Source organism: Chromobacterium piscinae (assembly GCF_021129175.1).
In the GTDB taxonomy this organism is placed as follows: domain Bacteria; phylum Pseudomonadota; class Gammaproteobacteria; order Burkholderiales; family Chromobacteriaceae; genus Chromobacterium; species Chromobacterium piscinae.
In genome coordinates this window covers 18,811-37,565 of the sequence record NZ_JAJOHV010000019.1, presented here as the reverse complement: position 1 = coordinate 37,565, position 18,755 = coordinate 18,811, and the positions used below count along the sequence as shown (strand labels likewise).

Below are 18,755 nucleotides of genomic sequence, written 5' to 3'. Positions count from 1 at the left end.
CCGTTGATTGTACCGCAGCAAGCGATGCAACAGCAGTTTTTCAGACAAGCAGTTTGTAAGTGGTCGTCGGAGTGTAGCTTAGCCTGGTAGAGCGCTACGTTCGGGACGTAGAGGCCGGAGGTTCGAATCCTCTCACTCCGACCAGTTAACAAATTACTTGTCAGAAAATGAAGTCTGAGGTAAAGTAGCTTCCCTCGACGCAAGTCGAAAAGCAGCAGAATCGGAGTGTAGCTTAGCCTGGTAGAGCGCTACGTTCGGGACGTAGAGGCCGGAGGTTCGAATCCTCTCACTCCGACCAGGATTCAAAAAAGCCTTGATTTTCAAATTCAGAGAATCAGGGCTTTTTTTACAGATTGGTTCGCCGGTATAGCTCAGTTGGTAGAGCAGCGCATTCGTAATGCGAAGGTCGGGGGTTCGACTCCTCTTACCGGCACCATAAAGATCAAGGGCTTAGTCGAGAGACTAAGCCCTTTTCTTTTCCGTATATTCCCTTCTCTAAGAATCTCATTTATTTCTGCTTCGATAGGTCATGGCCGGATTTTTAATCTTCGGATGTGCGGACTTGAAGCCTGCAGTCAACTTGCGTCTTCTTGATGAGAGAAGTTTTAAAACGGCGGGCGCGAAATTGGAGTGCGCGCTGAGGCTGATGGCGGGGTGTTTCGGGATGTCCTGCGATCGTTGATCGCGGCGGTGGATGGTTTGCGAAAAAATCGATAGATGATTCGAAACTTTGAATTGCGTTTCATTGCTTGTGGCTATTCAATGTGCAGGTCAATTTGAATAGCATGGAGTGAGAGCGTGAACCAATCTTCCCGCGCGCCGCTGATCCTGGCGTTGGTGCTGGTCGGCCTGAACCTCAGGCCGTCGATGGCGGCCATCGGGCCGTTGCTGACCTCGATCCGAAGCGGCATTCCCCTGAGCTACACATTGATTTCCTTGCTGACCATGCTGCCGGTGCTGGCGATGGGTTTTGCGATGTTCCGCGGCGCGCGTCTGGCGGCGCGCTGGGGCGAGCACCGCTCCATCGCGGTTTCCCTGCTGGTGATCGGCCTGGCCAGCTTGGCCAGGCTGTACGCGTCGACGGCGCTCGACCTGATCCTGAGCGCGGTGGTGGCCGGGGCGGGCATCGCCGTGATCCAGTCGGTGATGCCGGGCATCATCAAGAGCCGTTTTCCGGATGCGGTGGCGCTGCTGATGGGGGTGTACGTCACCGCCATCATGGGCGGCGCCGCGCTGTCCGCCTCCGCATCGCCTTTCATCGGCGGCTGGTTCGGTGGCTGGCAACACGCGCTGGCCGCCTGGTCGGCGCTGGCGGCGGTGGCGCTGGCCGCGTGGTACGCGATCCGAGGCGAGATCGTGTCGTTTTCCGCCGCCGAGCAGGGCGCGGCGGCGCCGGCGGAGTCGTTCTCCAGCCGACCGCGAGCCTGGTTGCTGGGCATCTTCTTCGGCTTGGGCACCGCATCCTATACCTGCGTGCTGGCCTGGTTGCCGCCGTTCTATGTGGAGCAAGGCTGGCAGGACACGCATGCCGGCTTGCTGCTGGCCTATCTGACGAGCATGGAAGTGGTGTCGGGCTTGGTGACGCCGGCGCTGGCCAGCCGCAGCCTGGATCGCCGCCCGGTGCTGCTGCTGGTGCTGGCTTCGGTGATCGCCGGCTTCTCCGGTCTGATTCTGGCGCCGACCGCTTATCCCATCGTCTGGGCCGGCTTGTTGGGTTTCGGCATCGGCGGGCTATTCCCGATGAGCCTGATCGTGGCGATGGATCACATGGACGCGCCGCGCCGCGCCGGGCAACTGACGGCCTTCGTGCAAGGAGTGGGCTATCTGATCGCCGCGCTGTCGCCGCTGATCGCTGGCTACATCAAGGACGTGTCGTCCAGCTTCACCCAGGCCTGGCTGCTGCTGGCGCTGGTGTCGGCAGGCATGGTGGCGATGGTGGCGCGGTTCCGTCCAGCCGAATATCCGCGGCACTTCGCGGTCCAGGCGGCGCGGCGCTGAGCTCGGGCTAAATGTTGGCGCAGGCGCGGATCAGTTGCTGGCGCAGCCAGATATTGGCCTGGCTGTTTGCCAGCGCCGCGCCCCACACCATGTCCAGGGTGAAGTCGGGCATGCCGTCGGGCACCGGGCGCGCGCCGATATTGGGCTGCTGGCGCTTCACCCGCTCGTGTATCCGCCGCGGCAGCATCAGCAGCAGATCCGTGCCGGTCAGCAGCTCGATGGCCGAATAGTAGCTGTTGGCCCGCGCCGCGATGGTGCGATGGCGGCCTTGGGAGAGCAGCCAGCCGTCCACCATATTGCTGTCTGAGATCCAGGGAGTGGGGAATACGTGCCGCCTCTCCAGCATGTCGTTCAGCGGCAGGGGGTGCGGGTCGTCCTCTCCGTCCTGCACCGCCAGCAGATGGTCGCGGAGCAATGTCTGGGTGGTAAGGCCGGGGTAGGTGCGATAGAAGCCGGGGCCGAAGAAGATGGCCAGATCGATCTGGCCGTTGGCGATATCCGCGTAGGGCAGGTCTTTTTCTGGTTTCTTGATATTGATCGAGACCCGGCAGCCGGCTTCCAGGATGTTCTTCATCAGTTCCGGCATCACCAGAATCTCGAAATATTCCGGCGCGTAGATGGTGAAGGAGGATGTGTCCGCGTTGGGGTTGAAGGCAGCGTCGTCCTGAGCGCATTCCGCCATCTGGTTCAGAATGCTCTGGATGCGGGGCGACAGCGCTTCGGCTCGCGGGGTCGGATTCATGCCGAGCCGAGAGTTGATGAACAGCTCGTCATCGAAGCAATCGCGCAGCCGCTTCAGGCAGTAGCTGATGGTGGATTGGCTGACGCTGAGTTGTTCGGCCGCTTCGGTAGCGCTTCTGTGCTTGTAGATCAGCTGGAAGATCACCAGATCCTGAAAGTCGAGCTTGCGGACTCGGTTGTTGAGCAACATGGCTTGTCGATCCTGGATGGATTCCATAAGCAAGTCTGCGAACGGGAATCATTTGTTTTTTGGCGGCGCTGGCCGGCGCGGCAGCGGCGTCGGTGCATTGGATGATGGGCGAGCGATGGCGTGGATTTCTCGATTGCGAAACAATATGTTTATGACATTATATTTCGTCGATTTATTATGACAAAGATCATGGTGACTTTGCCACCATTCCGTTTCAATCCTGAAATATTCAGCCGTGAGTAATATCCCTGTACGAATGATGTCTAGGGACGGCATGTCTTTGAGGCGCGGATCGGCTGAAAAATTATTTTCGAAAAATACTTGCAAGCGTATAGGGTAAGGGGTATATTTCTCCTCTCGACACGCAGCGCGTATCGAGAAGTGTTGGCGGTTAGCTCAGTTGGTAGAGCATCGGATTTTGATTCCGAGGGTCACAGGTTCGAGCCCTGTATCGCCTGCCAGAATTAAAAGCAAAAGGCCAGTTCGAAAGAGCTGGCCTTTTGCTTTTGCGCGTCAATTTCCTTTTTCGGGTGGCGTCGGCTGCTTGAAAGGCTCTTCCGGGGCTTCGCCTCTTTCCTCTTGTTTGTTCTCATGCGCTTGCTTGGCAGGTTGAAGCGATGCGAGCCTGCAAATCCATTTTCTGTCGTGATTGGCCCTGGGTTGCGGCGGGTTTGCGTCCGCGTGCTCGGTCGCGCCTGTTGGCTTGTTGTGTTGTTCGGCATGGCTGGTTTCGGGGCGGGCGTGGCGGGGTTTGCTGTGGCTGTGTGGCCTGGCAATGAGAAAGCCCCGGGCATTTGCCGGGGCTTTGGTTTTGGGCTGGCTTCGAGTGCCGTGTCGGCTTACTGTCCGCTGGCGGCGAGCAGCGGCGAATAGCCGAGTTCGCGCAGTTTCTTCATCGCTTCGTCCGCCTCGGCGCGGTTTTTGAACGGTCCCAGCTGCACGCGGGTGACGGTGTGGGCGGCGATGCCGTGTTTTTGCAGGTCCCGCACCAGTTTTTGCGCATTGCTCATGCTGGAGAACAGGCCCAGCTGAACTTGGTAGCCGACCGAGCTGCCCGCCGGTTCCGCCTTGGCCGGGCTGGGGGCGGCCGCCGTCGGGGCGGGGTTGGTCTCTGCTGGCGCCGGCGCGGCGCTTTGCGGCATTGCTGCGGCGGTTTCGGCGCGCGGCGCGGCGGCGCGTTGCGCCGGAGGCTTGGCCTGCGCTTCCCGGAACGGGGGCGTGACGGGTTTTGCTGCCGGCGCTTGGGGCGCGGCCTGTTGCTGAGCGTGAGCGGTTGGCGGCGCGGCGCGGTGCGAGGGCTGTTGATTGGCGACAGCCGGCGTCTTGCTCAGGTCGGGCGTCGCGGGAATGGTCTCGGCCGGCGACGCGGGCGCGTGGTTGGCGGCTTCGGCCGCCGGGGCGCTGCTTTGCGCGGCCGGCGCGCTGGCGGGTTTGATCTGGACGCTGATGGCGCCGGCGTCGGCCGATGAGGCCGGTTTGATGATCTTGCCGGAGCTGGGGCTTTGCGCGTCGCTGCTCATTTCCACCTTGGGCTTAGTCAGCGCGTCCATCAGCGGGATGGCCGCCAGCGCGACGGCGACCAGGCCGCCTGCGATCCAGAGCCGCTTTTTCAGCTTGCCGTTGAGATTGGATTCGTCTTCGCCGTCGTACGGCTGCTGCTGTTGGTTTTGTTCGCGCATGGTGCCTGATCGGAATGTGCAGCACGTGATTGAAAACGCTGCTAAAATAGCGGGTTCGTCAGAATTGGGTAACCCGAGTGGCGTAATAATACTCAAGTTTAGCCACTTGTCTTGTCGTTAGGGAGAATTTATATGGCAATCGAACGCACTTTGTCCATCGTTAAACCGGACGCTGTAGCCAAAAACGTTATCGGCAAAATCTACGACCGCTTCGAGTCCGCGGGCCTGAAGATCGTCGCCGCCAAGATGAAGCAACTGTCCCGCGCCGAAGCCGAAGGCTTCTACGCTGTGCACAAAGAGCGTCCTTTCTTCAAGGACCTGGTTGACTTCATGGTTTCCGGCCCGGTGATGATCCAGGCGCTGGAAGGCGAGAACGCCGTGCTGAAGAACCGCGAACTGATGGGCGCCACCGATCCGAAGAAGGCTGAAGCCGGCACCATCCGCGCCGACTTCGCCGAATCGATCGACGCCAACGCCGTTCACGGTTCCGACAGCGTGGAAAACGCTGCCATCGAAGTGGCTTACTTCTTCGCCGCTTCCGAAATCAGCTCCCGCTGATTCAAAAGTAGTTGAATGACCGGAGGTCGCCGCTGCCGGCGGCCTCTTTTGCCTGCTGAGGATTGCATGAAAACCAACCTGCTCGACTTCAATCTGGACCAGCTCACCCGGCATTTCGCCGAGATGGGCGAGAAGCCGTTCCGCGCCAAGCAAGTGATGCGCTGGATGCACCAGATGGCCGAAGACGATTTCGACGCGATGACCGACCTCGCCAAGAGCCTGCGCGCCAAGCTGCACGAGCGCGCTGAGGTGGGCGTGCCGTCGCTGATGACCGGGCAGGAGTCCAGTGATGGCACCCGCAAGTGGCTGCTCGACGTCGGCACCGGCAACGGTGTGGAAACCGTGTTCATTCCGGAAGACGACCGCGGCACCTTGTGCGTGTCATCCCAGGTGGGTTGCGCGCTGGAGTGCACGTTCTGCTCCACTGGCCGCCAGGGATTCAACCGCAACTTGTCCACCGCCGAGATCATCGGCCAGCTGTGGTGGGCCAACAAGGCGATGGGCGTGACGCCCAAGAACGAGCGCGTGGTGTCCAATGTGGTGATGATGGGCATGGGCGAGCCGCTGGCCAACTTCGACAACGTGGTCAGCGCGATGCAGATCATGCTGGACGACCATGGCTACGGCCTGTCCCGCCGCCGCGTGACGCTGTCCACCTCCGGCCTGGTGCCGCAGATGGACCGGCTGCGCGAGGAGTGCCCGGTGGCGCTGGCGGTGTCGCTGCACGCGCCCAACGACGCGATCCGCGACGTGATCGTGCCGATCAACAAGAAATACCCGCTTGCCGAACTGATGGCCGCCTGTAGCCGCTATCTGGAAAAGGCGCCGCGCGATTTCATCACCTTTGAATATGTGATGCTTGACGGGGTCAACGATAGGCCGGAACATGCTCGCCAGCTGCTGGAGCTGGTGCGGGACGTGCCTTGCAAGTTCAATCTGATCCCGTTCAACCCGTTCCCGAACTCGGGTTATGATCGCTCCAGCAACAACGCGATTCGCATTTTCCGTGAAATTCTGCAAGAACAAGGTTACGTGGTGACCGTGCGCAAGACCCGCGGCGACGACATCGACGCGGCTTGCGGCCAATTGGCCGGCCAAGTGCAGGACAAGACGCGGCGCCAGGCCAAGTGGACGCAGATCATCGAGGACAGGAAATCATGACGTCATGGCGGGGGAGATGGGCTGGATGGCTGTTGGCATTTGGCGTAGTCGCTCCCGCCGCGGCGGATGGCAATCCGCCTGAAGTGGCGAAGATCCGCAGCCAGCTGGCGGTGGAGTACGCCAGGATAGGCAACCTCAAGTCCGCGCTGGACAACGCCAACCAGGCGGTGGCGGCGGACGCGGCTTATGTCACCGGCTATCTGAGCCGGGCTTACGTGCTGGGCCTGCTGCAGATGGACGGCCGGGCGGAGCAGGACTACCAGCAGGCGCTGCGGCTGGAGCCCGGCAATCCGCAGGCCAACAATAATTACGGCTTGTTCCTGTGCGAGCACGGGAGGGAGCAGGATTCGCTGGCCCTGTTCCAGAAGGCGCTGGCCAATCCGTTGTATGATTCGCCACAATCGGCTTATTTGAATCTGGGCCGCTGCAGCGCCAAGCTGGGGCGGACGGATCAGGCCAACGATTATTTGCTCAGCGCCTTGCGCGTCGCGCCCAACTACGGGCCGGCGTTGAGCGAACTGGCCGAAATGCATCTGGGCCTGGGCAACGCCAAGCTGGCGGCGTTCTATTTCGAACGGCTGCGCGGCGGCGGCGGGATGGACGGCCTGGGCGCCGCCGAGCTGTGGCTGGGCGCCAGGATCGCCCGCAAAACCGGTAACGCGGCGCAGGAACGCGCATGCGAGAATGAACTAAAGAACCGGTTTCCGGACTCTAGGGAAACACAACTGCTGTTGAGTGGAAGCTGAGGATGGAAGAAAAAATCGAACATCATGACACGCCGAGGCCCAGCGGCATCGGCGCAACCTTGAAGGCCGCCCGGGAAGCGGCCGGCCTTGGCCTGGGGGAAGTGGCGGACAGGCTGAAACTGTCGCTCAGGCAACTGGAAGCGATAGAGCGCGACGATTTCGACTCGCTGCCCGGCGCCACCTTCGTCCGCGGTTTCGTCCGTAATTACGCGCGCTTCCTGGAAGTGGATTCCGAACCGTTGATGAAGGCGCTGGAGCAGCATTTTCCGTCGGCGGTGAACGACGTGGCCAATCTGGTCAAGGGCACCACCGCGCGCGAGCAGGCGCCCGAGCCGGTGGAAGCGGTGGAGGAAGCCGCGGAAGCCGGCACCGGCAAATGGGTGGTCCTGCTGTTGCTGGGCCTAGCCGTGGCGGGCGGCGCTTACTGGTACGCCAACCGCGATGGCTCGCCGGAGAAGCCGGCGGAGCGCGCCGCCAACGAGCTGGCGCCGATGCTGACCGAGCAGTCGTCGGCCCCGGCCGCCAAGGCGGCGGCTTCCGAGTCGGCGAAAGCCGCTGTTCAGGCCGCGAAGCCGGCCTCGGCGCCGGCAGCCGTGACGGCGAAGCCCGTGGCGTCCGCTGTCCAGGCCGCCGCGAAACCGGCGGCGAGCGCGCCGGCCAAGGTGGCCAAGACGCAAGCGGCCAGCGCGCCGCAGTCCCAAGGCACCGACAAGGTCAGCATCAACGTCAAGGATGCCGCCTGGGTGTCGGTGCAGGACGCCGACGGCCGCAGGCTGATTTACAAGGTGATGCAGCCGGGCGATCCGGCCGAGGTGGTCGGCACCGCGCCGTTCAAGGTGGTGATCGGCAACGCCAGCCAGGTGGAGCTGAGCTACAACGGCAAACCGGTGGATCTGGCCGACAAGATCAAAGGCACCACCGCCAAGATTCAACTCAAGTGATGCAGGGTAGCGAATGGATAGCGTGAACATCGCGCGCCGTCCCACCCGCCTGGTGCGGGTGGGACATGTTTTGGTGGGTTCGGGCGCGCCGGTGATGGTGCAGTCGATGACCAACACCGACACCGCCGACGCGGCGGGCACGGCCGAGCAGGTGTACCAGCTGGCGCAGGCCGGCTCCGAAGTGGTGCGCATCACCGTCAACTCGCCGGAAGCGGCGGCTCGCGTGGCGGAAATCCGCCAGCGGCTGGACGACCTGGGTTGCGATGTGCCGCTGGTCGGCGATTTCCACTTCAACGGCGACCGCTTGTTGAAGGAGTTTCCGGATTGCGCGAAGGCGCTGGCCAAGTACCGGATCAATCCGGGCAATGTCGGCAAGGGCGCCAAGGGCGACGACAAGTTCGCCTTCATGATCCGCACTGCGATGGAGCACGACAAGGCCGTCCGCATCGGCGTCAACTGGGGCAGCCTGGACCAGGCGCTGCTGGCGCGGATGATGGACGCCAACAACCGCGCAGCCAACCCGCTGCCGCTGCCCAAGCTGATGCAGGAGGCGCTGATCGTGTCGGCGCTGGAGTCGGCGGAGAAGGCGGTGGAGATCGGCCTGTCGCCCGACAACATCATCCTGTCGTGCAAGGTCAGCAATGTGCAGGACCTGATCAGCGTCTACCGCGAGCTGGGCAGCCGCTGCGACTACCCGCTGCATCTGGGCCTGACCGAGGCCGGCATGGGCAGCAAGGGCATCGTCGCCTCCAGCGCCGCGCTGGCCGTGTTGTTGCAGGAAGGCATAGGCGACACCATCCGCATCTCGCTGACGCCGCAGCCGGGCGAGGCGCGCACCAAGGAGGTGGTGGTCGCGCAGGAGTTGCTGCAGACCATGGGCCTGCGCAGCTTCACGCCGCTGGTCACCGCCTGTCCGGGCTGCGGCCGCACCACCAGCACCTTCTTCCAGGAGCTGGCCGACCACATCCAGAACTATCTGCGCGAGCAGATGCCGGTATGGCGGCTACAGTACCCGGGGGTAGAGGACATGAAGGTGGCGGTGATGGGCTGCGTGGTCAACGGACCCGGCGAATCCAAGCTGGCCGACATCGGCATCTCGCTGCCGGGCACCGGCGAAGTGCCGGTGGCGCCGGTTTACGTTGACGGCCAGAAGGATGTGACGCTGAAGGGCGACAACATTCCCGCGGAGTTCACCGCCATCGTCGACGAGTACGTGAAGACCCGCTACGGGGAGGGCGGCGCCAAGCGCCGCGAGGATGGCAACCGCATCATTCCGATCCGTTCGGTGAGCGTCTGACAAAACCAGAATCCAGCTGATACAAGAAGATAGCAATGGCTCAGAAATACCAAGCGGTCAAGGGCATGAACGATGTGCTGCCGGCCGAATCCTACCAATGGGAATACTTTGAAGAGGCGCTGCGCAAGCTGCTGGCCGACTACGGCTACCAGAACATCCGCACCCCCATCGTCGAAGGCACGCCGCTGTTCGTGCGCTCCATCGGCGAAGTGACCGACATCGTCGAGAAGGAAATGTACACCTTCGTCGATAGCCTCAACGGCGACAGCCTGACGCTGCGCCCGGAAGGCACTGCCGGCACGCTGCGCGCGGTGGTCGAGCACAACCTGCTGTACAACGCCACGCCCAAGCTGTGGTACATGGGTCCGATGTATCGCCACGAGCGCCCGCAGAAGGGCCGCTACCGCCAGTTCCACCAGGTGGGCGTGGAGGCGCTGGGCCTGGCCGGTCCGGACATCGACGCCGAAATCATCGCGATGACCGCCGATCTGTGGCGCCGCCTGGGCATCAGCCAGTACGTGCGGCTGGAGATCAACTCGCTGGGCAACGCCGAAGAGCGCGCCGCCCACCGCGAGGCGCTGATCGCCTACCTGGAGCGCCACGTCGACATCCTGGACGAGGACGGCAAGCGCCGGATGCACACCAACCCGCTGCGCGTGCTGGACACCAAGAACCCGGCCCTGCAGGAAATGGCCAACGCCGCGCCCAAGCTGTCCGACTACCTGGGCGAAGAGTCGCGCGCCCATTACGAGGGCTGGAAGGCGATGATCGCCGCGTTGGGCATCGAGTACATCGAGAATCCGCGCCTGGTGCGCGGTCTCGACTACTACAACCGCTCGGTGTTCGAGTGGGTGACCTCCGAGCTGGGCGCCCAGGGCACCATCTGCGCCGGCGGCCGCTACGACGGCCTGATCGAGCAGCTGGGCGGCAAGGCCGCCTCCGGCATCGGCTTCGGCATGGGCATGGAGCGCGTGCTGCTGTTGCTGCAGGACAAGGGCCTGTTGCCGGCGCAGCGCAGCGTCGACGTCTTCCTGGTCAACCAGGGCGAGGGCGCGGGCCTGTACTCGATGAAACTCGCGCAGAGCCTGCGCGCCGCCGGCTACTCGGTGGTGCAGCATCTGGGCGACGCCAGCTTCAAGTCGCAAATGAAAAAGGCCGACGCCAGCGGCGCGCAGTTCGCGCTGATCGTCGGTGAAAACGAAATCCAGGCCGGTCAGGTGGTGGTGAAGGCGCTGCGCGCCGAAGCCGCCCAGCAGACCGTGGCGGCCGATGCGGTTCTGGCCACCCTCGCCACTCTGAAAGCTTGATAGGAAGGGGGAACGCGATGGCGTTCGACTTGCAGGAACAGGAACAGATCGATTCTCTGAAAGCATTCTGGCAACAGTGGGGCAAGCTGATCGGCGGCGCGGTGCTGGCCATCAGCCTGGGCTACCTGGGCTACAAGGCTTACGGCATGTACGAGCGCGGCCAGTCCGAGAAGGCCGCCACCGCCTACGAGGCCGTCGACAACGCGGTGGCCGCCAAGGACATCGCCAAACTGAAGACCGCCGCCCAGCAGCTGCAGGGCGAGTACGCCGGCACCCTCTATGCTAGCCGCGCGGCCTTGGTGCTGGCCAAGGCCGCGTTCGACAAGAACGACCTGGCGCTGGCCGCCAGCCAGTTGGAGTGGGTATTGAAGAACGGCAAGGACGAGGAGCTGCAGGCGATCGCCCGTTTGCGCCTGGCTTCGCTGCTGCTGGACCAGAAAAAGTTCGATGGCGCGATCGGCGAGCTGAACCAGGCCCATCCCGCCGCTTTCGACGCCGAGTTCCTGGAGCTGAAGGGCGACGTGTTCGTCGCCAAGGGCGACAACAGCGGCGCGCGCGACGCCTACAAGGCCGCGCTGGCGAAGATGCTGGGCGACAGCCCGAGCCGCCAGCTGGCGCAGACCAAGCTCGACGCGTTGGGAGGCTGACCGCATGCGCCGCCAACTGTTGCTTACCGCTCTGACCTCTTCGCTGCTGCTGGCCGGCTGCGCCAGCTGGTTCGAGGGCTCAACCCAGTTCCAGCCGACGCCGCTGGCGGCGATCAAGCCGCTGCAGACGCTGGACGTCAAATGGACGCTGCAGCAGGCCGCGCCGGCCGCCAGCTTCCTGCCGGTGTACGCCAACGGCAATGTGGTGACCGCCGACGTCGAAGGCCGCATCCGCAACGTGGACGCGCTGTCCGGCCGCGCGCAGTCCGATGTGTCGCTCAAGCGCGCGTTGGCCAGCGGCGTGGCCGTCGCCGGCGACACCGTGCTGGTAGGCACTCAGGACGCCAAGCTGTTGGCCGTCAACCGCACCAGCGGCAAGATCCTGTGGGAACAGCCGCTGACCAGCCTGATGCTGGAAGCGCCGCAGATCGCCGGCGACATCGCCGTGGTCCGCACCAACGACGCCCGCCTGACCGGCTTCAGCCTGACCGACGGCAAGCAGCAATGGTCGGTGGTGAATGTGCTGCCGCAACTGACCGTGCGCAACAACGGCTCGATGCAGTCGGTGGGCAAGGAAGCGGTGATGGTGGGGCAGGCCGGCGGCCGCGTCGACATCGTCAATCCGCTCACCGGCAACACCATCTGGCAGGGCGCGGTGGCGACGCCGCGCGGCGCCACCGAGCTGGAGCGCGTCACCGACGTCACCAGCCGCCCGGTCTTCGACGGCGGCCAGGTGTGCGCCGTGGCCTACCAGGGCCGCGTGGCGTGCTTCGACGCCCGTTCGGGCAGCCTGCAGTGGGCGCGCGAGGTGTCGTCCAGCCGCGGCGTGGCTGTGGACGCCCGCAATGTCTACGTGACTGCGGAAGACGGCTCGATCTGGGCGTATGATCGCCAGAGCGGCCGCAATGTATGGAAAAACGACGACCTCAAATACCGTGGCGTCTCCGGTCCCGCGATGATCGGACGTTTCGTGCTGGTGGTGGACGGCGAGGGCTATGCCCATCTGCTGTCCAACGAGAGCGGAGGCATCGTCGGACGCAACAAGATCGGCACCACCGGGCCGGTCAATCAACCGGTGTCGCTCGGCTCCTCCGCCCTGATTCAGGGACAGGACGGCCGCTTGGCGATGCTGAATCTGGGATAAGCAGTTTTAGATGAAACCTACCGTAGCGCTGGTCGGCCGCCCCAATGTGGGCAAGTCGACCCTTTTCAACCGGCTGACTCGCAGCCGCGACGCGCTGGTCGCCGACCAGCCGGGCCTGACGCGTGACCGACACTACGGCCAAGGCCGGGTCGGCGAGAAGCCGTATCTGGTGGTCGACACCGGCGGTTTTGAGCCGGTGGTGGACGAAGGCATTCTGTTCGAGATGGCCAAGCAGACGCTGCAGGCCGTCGACGAGGCGGATGCCGTGGTGTTCCTGGTGGATGGCCGTTCCGGCCTGACGCCGCAGGACAAGATCATCGCCAACCGCCTGCGCCAGCTTGACCGCCCGGTATTCCTGGCCGTCAACAAAGCGGAAGGCATGAAGCACGCGATCGCCGGCGCTGAGTTCCACGAACTGGCGCTGGGCGAACCGCTGGTGATCTCCGCCGCCCACGGCGACGGCGTGCGCGAACTGATGGAACTGGTGCTGGAAGGCTTCCCCGACGAGGTGGAAGAGGAAGACAGCCGCCATCCGAAGTTCGCCGTGATCGGCCGCCCCAACGTCGGCAAGTCCACGCTGGTGAACGCCATCCTCGGCGAGGAGCGGGTGATCGCCTTCGACCAGGCCGGGACCACGCGCGACAGCATCTATATTGATTTTGAGCGCGAAGGCCATACCTACACCATCATCGACACCGCGGGCGTGCGCCGCCGCGCCAAGGTCAACGAGATGCTGGAGAAGTTTTCCGTCATCAAGACCATGAAGGCGATTGAGGACGCCAACGTCGCGGTGCTGGTGCTGGACGCGCAGCTGGACATCTCCGAGCAGGACGCGACCATCGCCGGCTTCGCGCTGGAAGCGGGCCGCGCCTTGGTCGTGGCGGTGAACAAGTGGGACAATCTGGACGGCGAGCAGAAGGAAAACGTGCGCCGCGAGATCGCCCGCAAGCTGAATTTCCTGGATTTCGCAAAGTTTCATTACATCTCGGCCATCGAAGGCCGAGGTGTGGCAGACTTGTTCAAGTCCATCGACGAAGCCTACCGCGCGGCCATGGCCAAGCTGGCGACGCCCAAGCTCACCCGCGTGCTGCAGGTGGCGCTGGAGCGTCAGCAGCCGCCGCGTTCCGGCCTGATTCGCCCCAAGATGCGCTATGCGCACCAGGGCGGCCAGAATCCGCCGATAATCGTGGTGCATGGCAACGCGCTGGACAGCATTCCGGCCAGTTATACCCGCTATCTGGAACACACTTTCCGTAAAGTGTTCAAGCTGCAGGGCACGCCGCTGAGAGTGCAGTACAAGTCGTCGGATAATCCGTTCGACAACGATGAAAAGGACAAGCCGCGGGCCAAGGCCAAGCCAATGTCCAAGATGCGGGGCAGGGAAAAGGAAGTTCGCTACGGCAAAAACAGCAAGAAATAGTACGGCGGAATGTTTTCTGCTAAAAATAAGCAGGCCGCCGCGCTGTTCGCTGGACAGTTAATACAACAATCAACGATTCGGAGAAAAACGAATGAGCTCTAAAGGGCAAATGTTACAAGACCCCTTCCTGAATATCCTGCGCAAGGAACACGTGCCGGTTTCCATTTATCTGGTTAACGGCATCAAGCTGCAAGGTCAGGTTGAATCTTTCGACCAATACGTCGTTCTGTTGAAGAACACGGTGACGCAGATGGTTTACAAGCACGCCATCTCCACCGTGGTTCCGGCCCGCCCGGTCAACATCCCGCACGAGCATCCGGCGCAAAAGCAGGAACAGGCGCAGGACGCTTAAGCCGTCTTCGCTTCGCCGATCGGGCCGATTGGCCGCATCCCAGGATGCGGCCATTCGGCCTTTGTCATTTATCGCCGTACTCAATATGGTTAGCAAACAGTGTTTGATCGTCCCGACTTAGGCGACCAGGCCATCCTGGTCAGCCTGGATTTTGGTGATGCCGACTACCAGGAAAGCGTCGCGGAGTGCGCCGAGCTGGTGCGCGGCAGCAAGGTGGAAATCCTGGGCATGGTGCAGGGCAAGCGGCAGCGTCCCGACGCGGCGCTGTTCGCCGGCAAGGGCAAGGTGGAGGAGATCGCCTCCATGGTGCGCGCCTCCGGCGCCAACGTGGTGATCTTCAACCATGCGCTGTCGCCAGGTCAGGAGCGCAACCTGGAGCGCGCGCTGCAGTGCCGCGTGATCGACCGCAACAGCCTGATCCTGGACATCTTCGCCCAGCGCGCGCGCAGCCATGAAGGCAAGCTGCAGGTGGAGCTGGCCCAGCTGTCGCATCTGTCCACCCGCCTGGTGCGCGGCTGGACCCACTTGGAGCGGCAGAAGGGCGGCGTCGGCTTGCGCGGCCCCGGCGAAACCCAGCTGGAAACCGACCGCCGGCTGCTGGGCATTCGGGTCAAGGCCTTGAAGGACAGGCTGGCTCAGGTGCAAAAGCAGCGCAACACCCAGCGCAAGAGCCGAAACCGCGCGGGCGTCGCCTCGGTGTCCATCGTCGGCTACACCAACGCCGGCAAATCCACGTTGTTCAACGCGCTGACCAAGGCCAACATCTACGCCGCCGACCAATTGTTCGCCACGCTGGACACTACCAGCCGCAAGCTGTTCCTCCACCACCAGGCCTCGGTGGTGGTGTCGGACACTGTCGGTTTCATCCGCGATCTGCCGCATACGCTGGTGGCGGCGTTCCGCGCGACGCTGGAGGAAACGGTGCAGGCCAATCTGTTGCTGCACGTGGTGGACTGCGCCAACGATACGCGCGACGCGCAGATAGACGAAGTAAATAAGGTGCTGGCCGAAATCGAGGCCGACGGCATCCCGCAGCTGATCGTGTGGAACAAGAGCGATCTGCGCGATCTGCCGCCGGAGATCGAGCGCGACGAAGACGGCGTCATCGTCTCGGTGCGGGTGTCGGCTTTGAAGGGCGAAGGCCTGGAACTCTTGCGCGAGGCGATTGCCGAACGGGTGCAACCTTTCGCAAACAACCATAAAGAACCATACGAGCATGTCGCAGAATGACCCGAACCGTGGCCGCAACGGCCAGAATGGGCCACCGGACCTCGATGAAGTGTTCCGTGATCTGAACCGAAAACTGTCCCGCCTGTTGGGCGGCAAGCCCAACAACGGCGGCCAGGGCGGCAATCAGGGCGGCCGCCCCGGCGCGTCGTTCACGCCGCCGTCGTACAAGGGCGGCGCCGCCGTCGTGGTCGGCGTGCTGGCCGCCTTGTGGCTGGCCAGCGGCTTCTACATCGTCGACGCCCGCGAAGAGGGCGTGGTATTGCGCCTCGGCAGCTACAACCGCCTGACCGAGCCCGGCCTGCAATGGCATGCGCCGTATCCGTTCGAGAAGGCCGAGATCGTCAACCTGACCGAGCTGCGCAGCATTGAGGTGGGCTACCGCGGCAGCGCGCAGAACCGAGTGCCGGAAGAGTCGCTGATGCTGACCTCGGACCAGAACATCATCGACGTGCAGCTGTCGGTGCAGTACGACATCAAGGACGCGCGCGCCTTCCTGTTCAACAACGCCGCGCGCGAGCGCGACGGCAAGGATCTGGTCAAGCAGGCCGCCGAAACCGCGATTCGCGAGGTGGTGGGCCGCAACAAGGTGGACTTCGTGCTGAACGAAGGCCGCGCCCAGATCGCCGCCGACGCCCGCAAGCTGATCCAGGACGTGCTGGACCGCTATCGCGCCGGGATCCGCGTCGCCAAGGTCAACATCAACGACGTGCAGCCGCCGCAGGCCGTGCTGGCGGCGTTCGACGACGCGGTGAAGGCCGGCCAGGACAAGGACAAGCTGCGCAACGAGGGCATGGCCTACGCCAACGAAGTGGTGCCCAAGGCCAAGGGCATGGCCTCGCGCCTGGTGCAGGAAGCCGAAGGCTACCAGCAGCAGGTGGTGGAGCGCGCCCAGGGCGATGCCGAGCGTTTCAAACAAGTGTTGCCTGAATACAACAAGGCGCCCAAGGTCATGCGCGACCGGCTGTACCTGGACATGATGCAGCAGATCATGAACAACAGCAGTAAGGTGCTGGTGGATCAGAAGGGCGGCAACAGCCTGCTCTACCTGCCGTTGGACAAGCTCACCCAGATGGCGTCTCCGGGCGCCGCCGCTCCGGCGCAAGCCTCCGCAACCCCGGCCCCCGAGGCCCCGGCCCAGCCGGCTTCGCCGCCTGCGGCGAAGAACGGGCGCGACGCGTCGCGCGGTCGTGATTTCTTTGGAGCGGAGCGATGACTGAAAGACTGATTCCCACCCTGGCGGCGGTGGTCGGCGTGCTGTTCGTCGCCAGCCTGTCGCTGTTTACCGTCGATCAGCGCCAGTACGCGCTGGTTTTCCAGTTCGGCGAAGTCGTGAAGGTGATCTCCGAGCCGGGCATCCAGTTCAAGATCCCGCTACTGCAGAACGTCCGCTATTTCGACCGCCGCGTGCAGACCATAGACGCCGAGGCGCCGGAGCTGTTCAACACCCGCGAGAAGAAAAACGTGCTGGTCGACAGCTTCGTGAAGTGGCGTGTTGTGGATGTGTCACAGTTCTACAAGAGTGTCGGCTCCGAGGCCGCCGCGGTGGCCAGATTGAAGCAAACCATCAACGACGGCCTGCGCGCCGAGTTCGGCCAGAAGACCGTCGCCGATGTCATTTCCGGCCAGCGCGACCAGGTGATGGAGACGGTTCGCAAGCGCGCGGACGCGGATGCGCGTAAAATAGGTGTGGAAATTCTCGACGTGCGCTTAAAACGAGTCGATTTTCCGGATAAAATAAGCAGTTCCGTCTACGACCGGATGCAGTCCGAGCGCCGCACCGTGGCCAGCCAGCTGCGCAGCGAAGGCGCGGCCGACGCCGAGCGCGTGCGGGCCGAGGCCGACAAGCAGCGCGACGTGATCCTGGCCGAAGCCTATCGCAAGGCGCAGGAGCTGAAGGGCGCGGGCGACGCCAAGGCTGCGGCGATCTACGCCGAGGCTTATGGCAAGAATCCGGAGTTCTACGCCTTCTGGCGCAGCATGGACGCGTACAAGGAGTCGTTCAAGAACAAGAGCGACGTGATGGTGCTCGATCCGAGCAGCGACTTCTTCAAGTATCTGAAGAACCCGCAGGCGGGGCAGGGCAAGAGCAAGTAGGCGACAATTGATTTTTTGAGAAGACTGGCCGGGGCGACCTGGCCAGTTTGCTGATGACAAGGCGGGGCTCCTCCCGCCTTTTATTCTGTTGAAACGAAATGCGTAATTGGCTGTTACCCGAATACATCGCTGATATCCTCCCGGCCACCGCGCGCCAGGTGGAGTCGGCCAAGGCCGCGATGCTGGAAGGCTTTCGCGTGGCCGGCTACGAGCTGGTGCTGCCGCCGCTGATCGAATACATCGACTCCCTGGTGAGCGAAGGCGACGACACGCTGGACCTGAAAACTTTCAAGCTGGACGACCAGCTGTCCGGACGCCAGCTCGGCTTGCGCGCCGACATCACGCCGCAGGTGGCGCGCATCGACGCCCACCTGCTGGGCGAGCGCACCGGCGTGACGCGCCTGTGCTATGCCGGCAGCGTGGTGCACAGCCGTCCGTCCGGCCTGACCAGCTCGCGCGAGCCGCTGCAGGTGGGCGCCGAGCTGTACGGCTACGCCGGCATCGAGGCCGATCTGGAAATCATCGAGCTGATGCTGTCCACGCTGGAGAAAACCGGCGTGAAGAAGTTGCGGCTGGACGTCGGCCATATCGCCATCTACCGCGGCCTGGCCGCGGCGGCCGGCCTGTCGCCCGAGGTCAGCCGCGAGCTGTTCGGCCTGCTGCAGAACAAGGACGCCGCCGGCATCGCCGCGTTGGTGGCCGGCGTGGCCGAGCCTTACAGGAGCGCCTTCCTGGCGCTGCCGGAGCTGTACGGCCCGGCGGCGGTGCTGGAGAAGGCGCGCACCCGGCTGCCGTCGCTGCCGGAGGTGGAGCTGGGCCTGATGCAGCTGTCCGCCATCGCCCGCGCGATGGAGGGCAGGGTGGAGCTGAGCTTCGACCTGGCCGAGCTGCGCGGCGACTTCTACCACACCGGCCTGATGTTCGCGGCCTACGCGCCCGGCTGGTCCGACGCGATCGCCCGCGGCGGCCGCTACGACAATGTCGGCCGCCGTTTCGGCCGCGCCCGTCCGGCCACCGGCTTCAGCCTGGATCTGCGCGACCTGCTGCGCATCCTGCCGGAGCGTGATCCCAGCCGCGGCATCCGCGTCTCCGCCCGCCATCTGCCGGCGGCAGCGGCCGAAGTGGCGCGCTTGCGCGCCGACGGCGAGATGGTGGTGGTGGATTACCTGGGAGAATCCGCGGCCGCATTGAATTGCGACCGAGAGCTGGTTCCCGCTGCCGATGGCTGGCAGCTGGCGCCGTTTCATTGA

At 63.6% G+C, this 18,755-nt stretch carries 18 protein-coding genes and 3 tRNA genes; 18 read left to right on the top strand and 3 right to left on the bottom strand.

Features of this window, described 5'->3' with window-relative positions:
• Nucleotides 1-67: 67 nt before the first annotated feature.
• From LQR33_RS05800 to LQR33_RS05785, 4 genes are all read left to right on the top strand, one after another.
• A tRNA-Pro gene (locus LQR33_RS05800) sits at nt 68-144 on the top strand.
• Between the two features lie 77 nt (nt 145-221).
• A tRNA-Pro gene (locus tag LQR33_RS05795) sits at nt 222-298 on the top strand.
• A 62-nt stretch (nt 299-360) separates the two neighbouring features.
• Nucleotides 361-436: transfer RNA gene (locus LQR33_RS05790), tRNA-Thr, on the top strand.
• Nucleotides 437-798: 362 nt separating this feature from the next.
• Nucleotides 799-1,998: a cyanate transporter gene (locus tag LQR33_RS05785; protein WP_231467928.1), complete on the top strand. Its 1,200-nt coding sequence runs from the start codon at nt 799-801 to the stop codon at nt 1,996-1,998.
• A 7-nt stretch (nt 1,999-2,005) separates the two neighbouring features.
• Here LQR33_RS05785 and LQR33_RS05780 read toward each other — a convergent pair whose 3' ends face one another.
• The 3 genes from LQR33_RS05780 to LQR33_RS05770 all read right to left on the bottom strand — a co-directional run bounded on the left by LQR33_RS05780 (nt 2,006) and on the right by LQR33_RS05770 (nt 4,608).
• Nucleotides 2,006-2,929, bottom strand: a complete 924-nt coding sequence (locus LQR33_RS05780) for a LysR family transcriptional regulator (RefSeq protein ID WP_166440089.1) — start codon at nt 2,927-2,929, stop codon at nt 2,006-2,008.
• Nucleotides 2,930-3,393: 464 nt separating this feature from the next.
• Nucleotides 3,394-3,651, bottom strand: a complete 258-nt coding sequence (locus LQR33_RS05775) for a hypothetical protein (protein ID WP_231467926.1) — start codon at nt 3,649-3,651, stop codon at nt 3,394-3,396.
• Nucleotides 3,652-3,768: 117 nt separating this feature from the next.
• The gene (locus tag LQR33_RS05770; protein ID WP_231467924.1) at nt 3,769-4,608 is read right to left on the bottom strand and encodes an SPOR domain-containing protein; all 840 of its coding nucleotides are present in this window, start codon (nt 4,606-4,608) and stop codon (nt 3,769-3,771) included.
• A gap of 132 nt (nt 4,609-4,740) precedes the next feature.
• Here LQR33_RS05770 and ndk point away from each other — a divergent pair, with 132 nt between their 5' ends.
• From ndk to LQR33_RS05700, 14 genes are all read left to right on the top strand, one after another.
• A complete protein-coding gene (ndk, locus tag LQR33_RS05765) occupies nt 4,741-5,166 on the top strand; it encodes a nucleoside-diphosphate kinase (RefSeq protein ID WP_011137089.1) in 426 nt (141 codons plus the stop codon).
• A gap of 66 nt (nt 5,167-5,232) precedes the next feature.
• The gene (gene rlmN / locus LQR33_RS05760) at nt 5,233-6,327 is read left to right on the top strand and encodes a dual-specificity RNA methyltransferase RlmN (RefSeq protein WP_021475000.1); all 1,095 of its coding nucleotides are present in this window, start codon (nt 5,233-5,235) and stop codon (nt 6,325-6,327) included.
• A gap of 32 nt (nt 6,328-6,359) precedes the next feature.
• Nucleotides 6,360-7,073: a type IV pilus biogenesis/stability protein PilW gene (gene pilW / locus LQR33_RS05755; RefSeq protein ID WP_231151302.1), complete on the top strand. Its 714-nt coding sequence runs from the start codon at nt 6,360-6,362 to the stop codon at nt 7,071-7,073.
• Nucleotides 7,074-7,075: 2 nt separating this feature from the next.
• Complete coding sequence (locus LQR33_RS05750; protein WP_221668147.1) at nt 7,076-8,014, top strand: helix-turn-helix domain-containing protein; 939 nt, start codon at nt 7,076-7,078, stop codon at nt 8,012-8,014.
• 13 nt (nt 8,015-8,027) lie between these two features.
• Complete coding sequence (gene ispG / locus LQR33_RS05745) at nt 8,028-9,311, top strand: flavodoxin-dependent (E)-4-hydroxy-3-methylbut-2-enyl-diphosphate synthase (RefSeq protein ID WP_231467922.1); 1,284 nt, start codon at nt 8,028-8,030, stop codon at nt 9,309-9,311.
• Nucleotides 9,312-9,346: 35 nt separating this feature from the next.
• The gene (gene hisS / locus LQR33_RS05740) at nt 9,347-10,618 is read left to right on the top strand and encodes a histidine--tRNA ligase (RefSeq protein WP_070979509.1); all 1,272 of its coding nucleotides are present in this window, start codon (nt 9,347-9,349) and stop codon (nt 10,616-10,618) included.
• 17 nt (nt 10,619-10,635) lie between these two features.
• Nucleotides 10,636-11,265, top strand: coding sequence for a YfgM family protein (locus LQR33_RS05735; RefSeq protein WP_221668145.1), 630 nt, complete (start codon nt 10,636-10,638; stop codon nt 11,263-11,265).
• A 4-nt stretch (nt 11,266-11,269) separates the two neighbouring features.
• Entirely contained in the window at nt 11,270-12,409 is a 1,140-nt protein-coding gene (gene bamB, locus LQR33_RS05730; protein ID WP_231467920.1) for an outer membrane protein assembly factor BamB, read from the top strand.
• Between the two features lie 10 nt (nt 12,410-12,419).
• Nucleotides 12,420-13,829, top strand: a complete 1,410-nt coding sequence (gene der / locus LQR33_RS05725) for a ribosome biogenesis GTPase Der (RefSeq protein WP_046158348.1) — start codon at nt 12,420-12,422, stop codon at nt 13,827-13,829.
• Nucleotides 13,830-13,920: 91 nt separating this feature from the next.
• On the top strand, nt 13,921-14,181 hold the full coding sequence (hfq, locus tag LQR33_RS05720) for an RNA chaperone Hfq (RefSeq protein ID WP_011137080.1): 261 nt from the start codon (nt 13,921-13,923) through the stop codon (nt 14,179-14,181).
• A gap of 99 nt (nt 14,182-14,280) precedes the next feature.
• Nucleotides 14,281-15,411 (top strand): ribosome rescue GTPase HflX, encoded by a 1,131-nt coding sequence (gene hflX / locus LQR33_RS05715; protein ID WP_166440082.1) that lies wholly within the window; start codon nt 14,281-14,283, stop codon nt 15,409-15,411.
• Nucleotides 15,398-16,624, top strand: a complete 1,227-nt coding sequence (hflK, locus tag LQR33_RS05710; protein ID WP_166440081.1) for an FtsH protease activity modulator HflK — start codon at nt 15,398-15,400, stop codon at nt 16,622-16,624. Before hflX ends, hflK begins: the two co-directional genes overlap by 14 nt.
• Nucleotides 16,621-17,505: a protease modulator HflC gene (gene hflC / locus LQR33_RS05705; protein WP_021479038.1), complete on the top strand. Its 885-nt coding sequence runs from the start codon at nt 16,621-16,623 to the stop codon at nt 17,503-17,505. Before hflK ends, hflC begins: the two co-directional genes overlap by 4 nt.
• 98 nt (nt 17,506-17,603) lie before the next feature.
• Nucleotides 17,604-18,755, top strand: coding sequence for an ATP phosphoribosyltransferase regulatory subunit (locus LQR33_RS05700; RefSeq protein WP_104947879.1), 1,152 nt, complete (start codon nt 17,604-17,606; stop codon nt 18,753-18,755).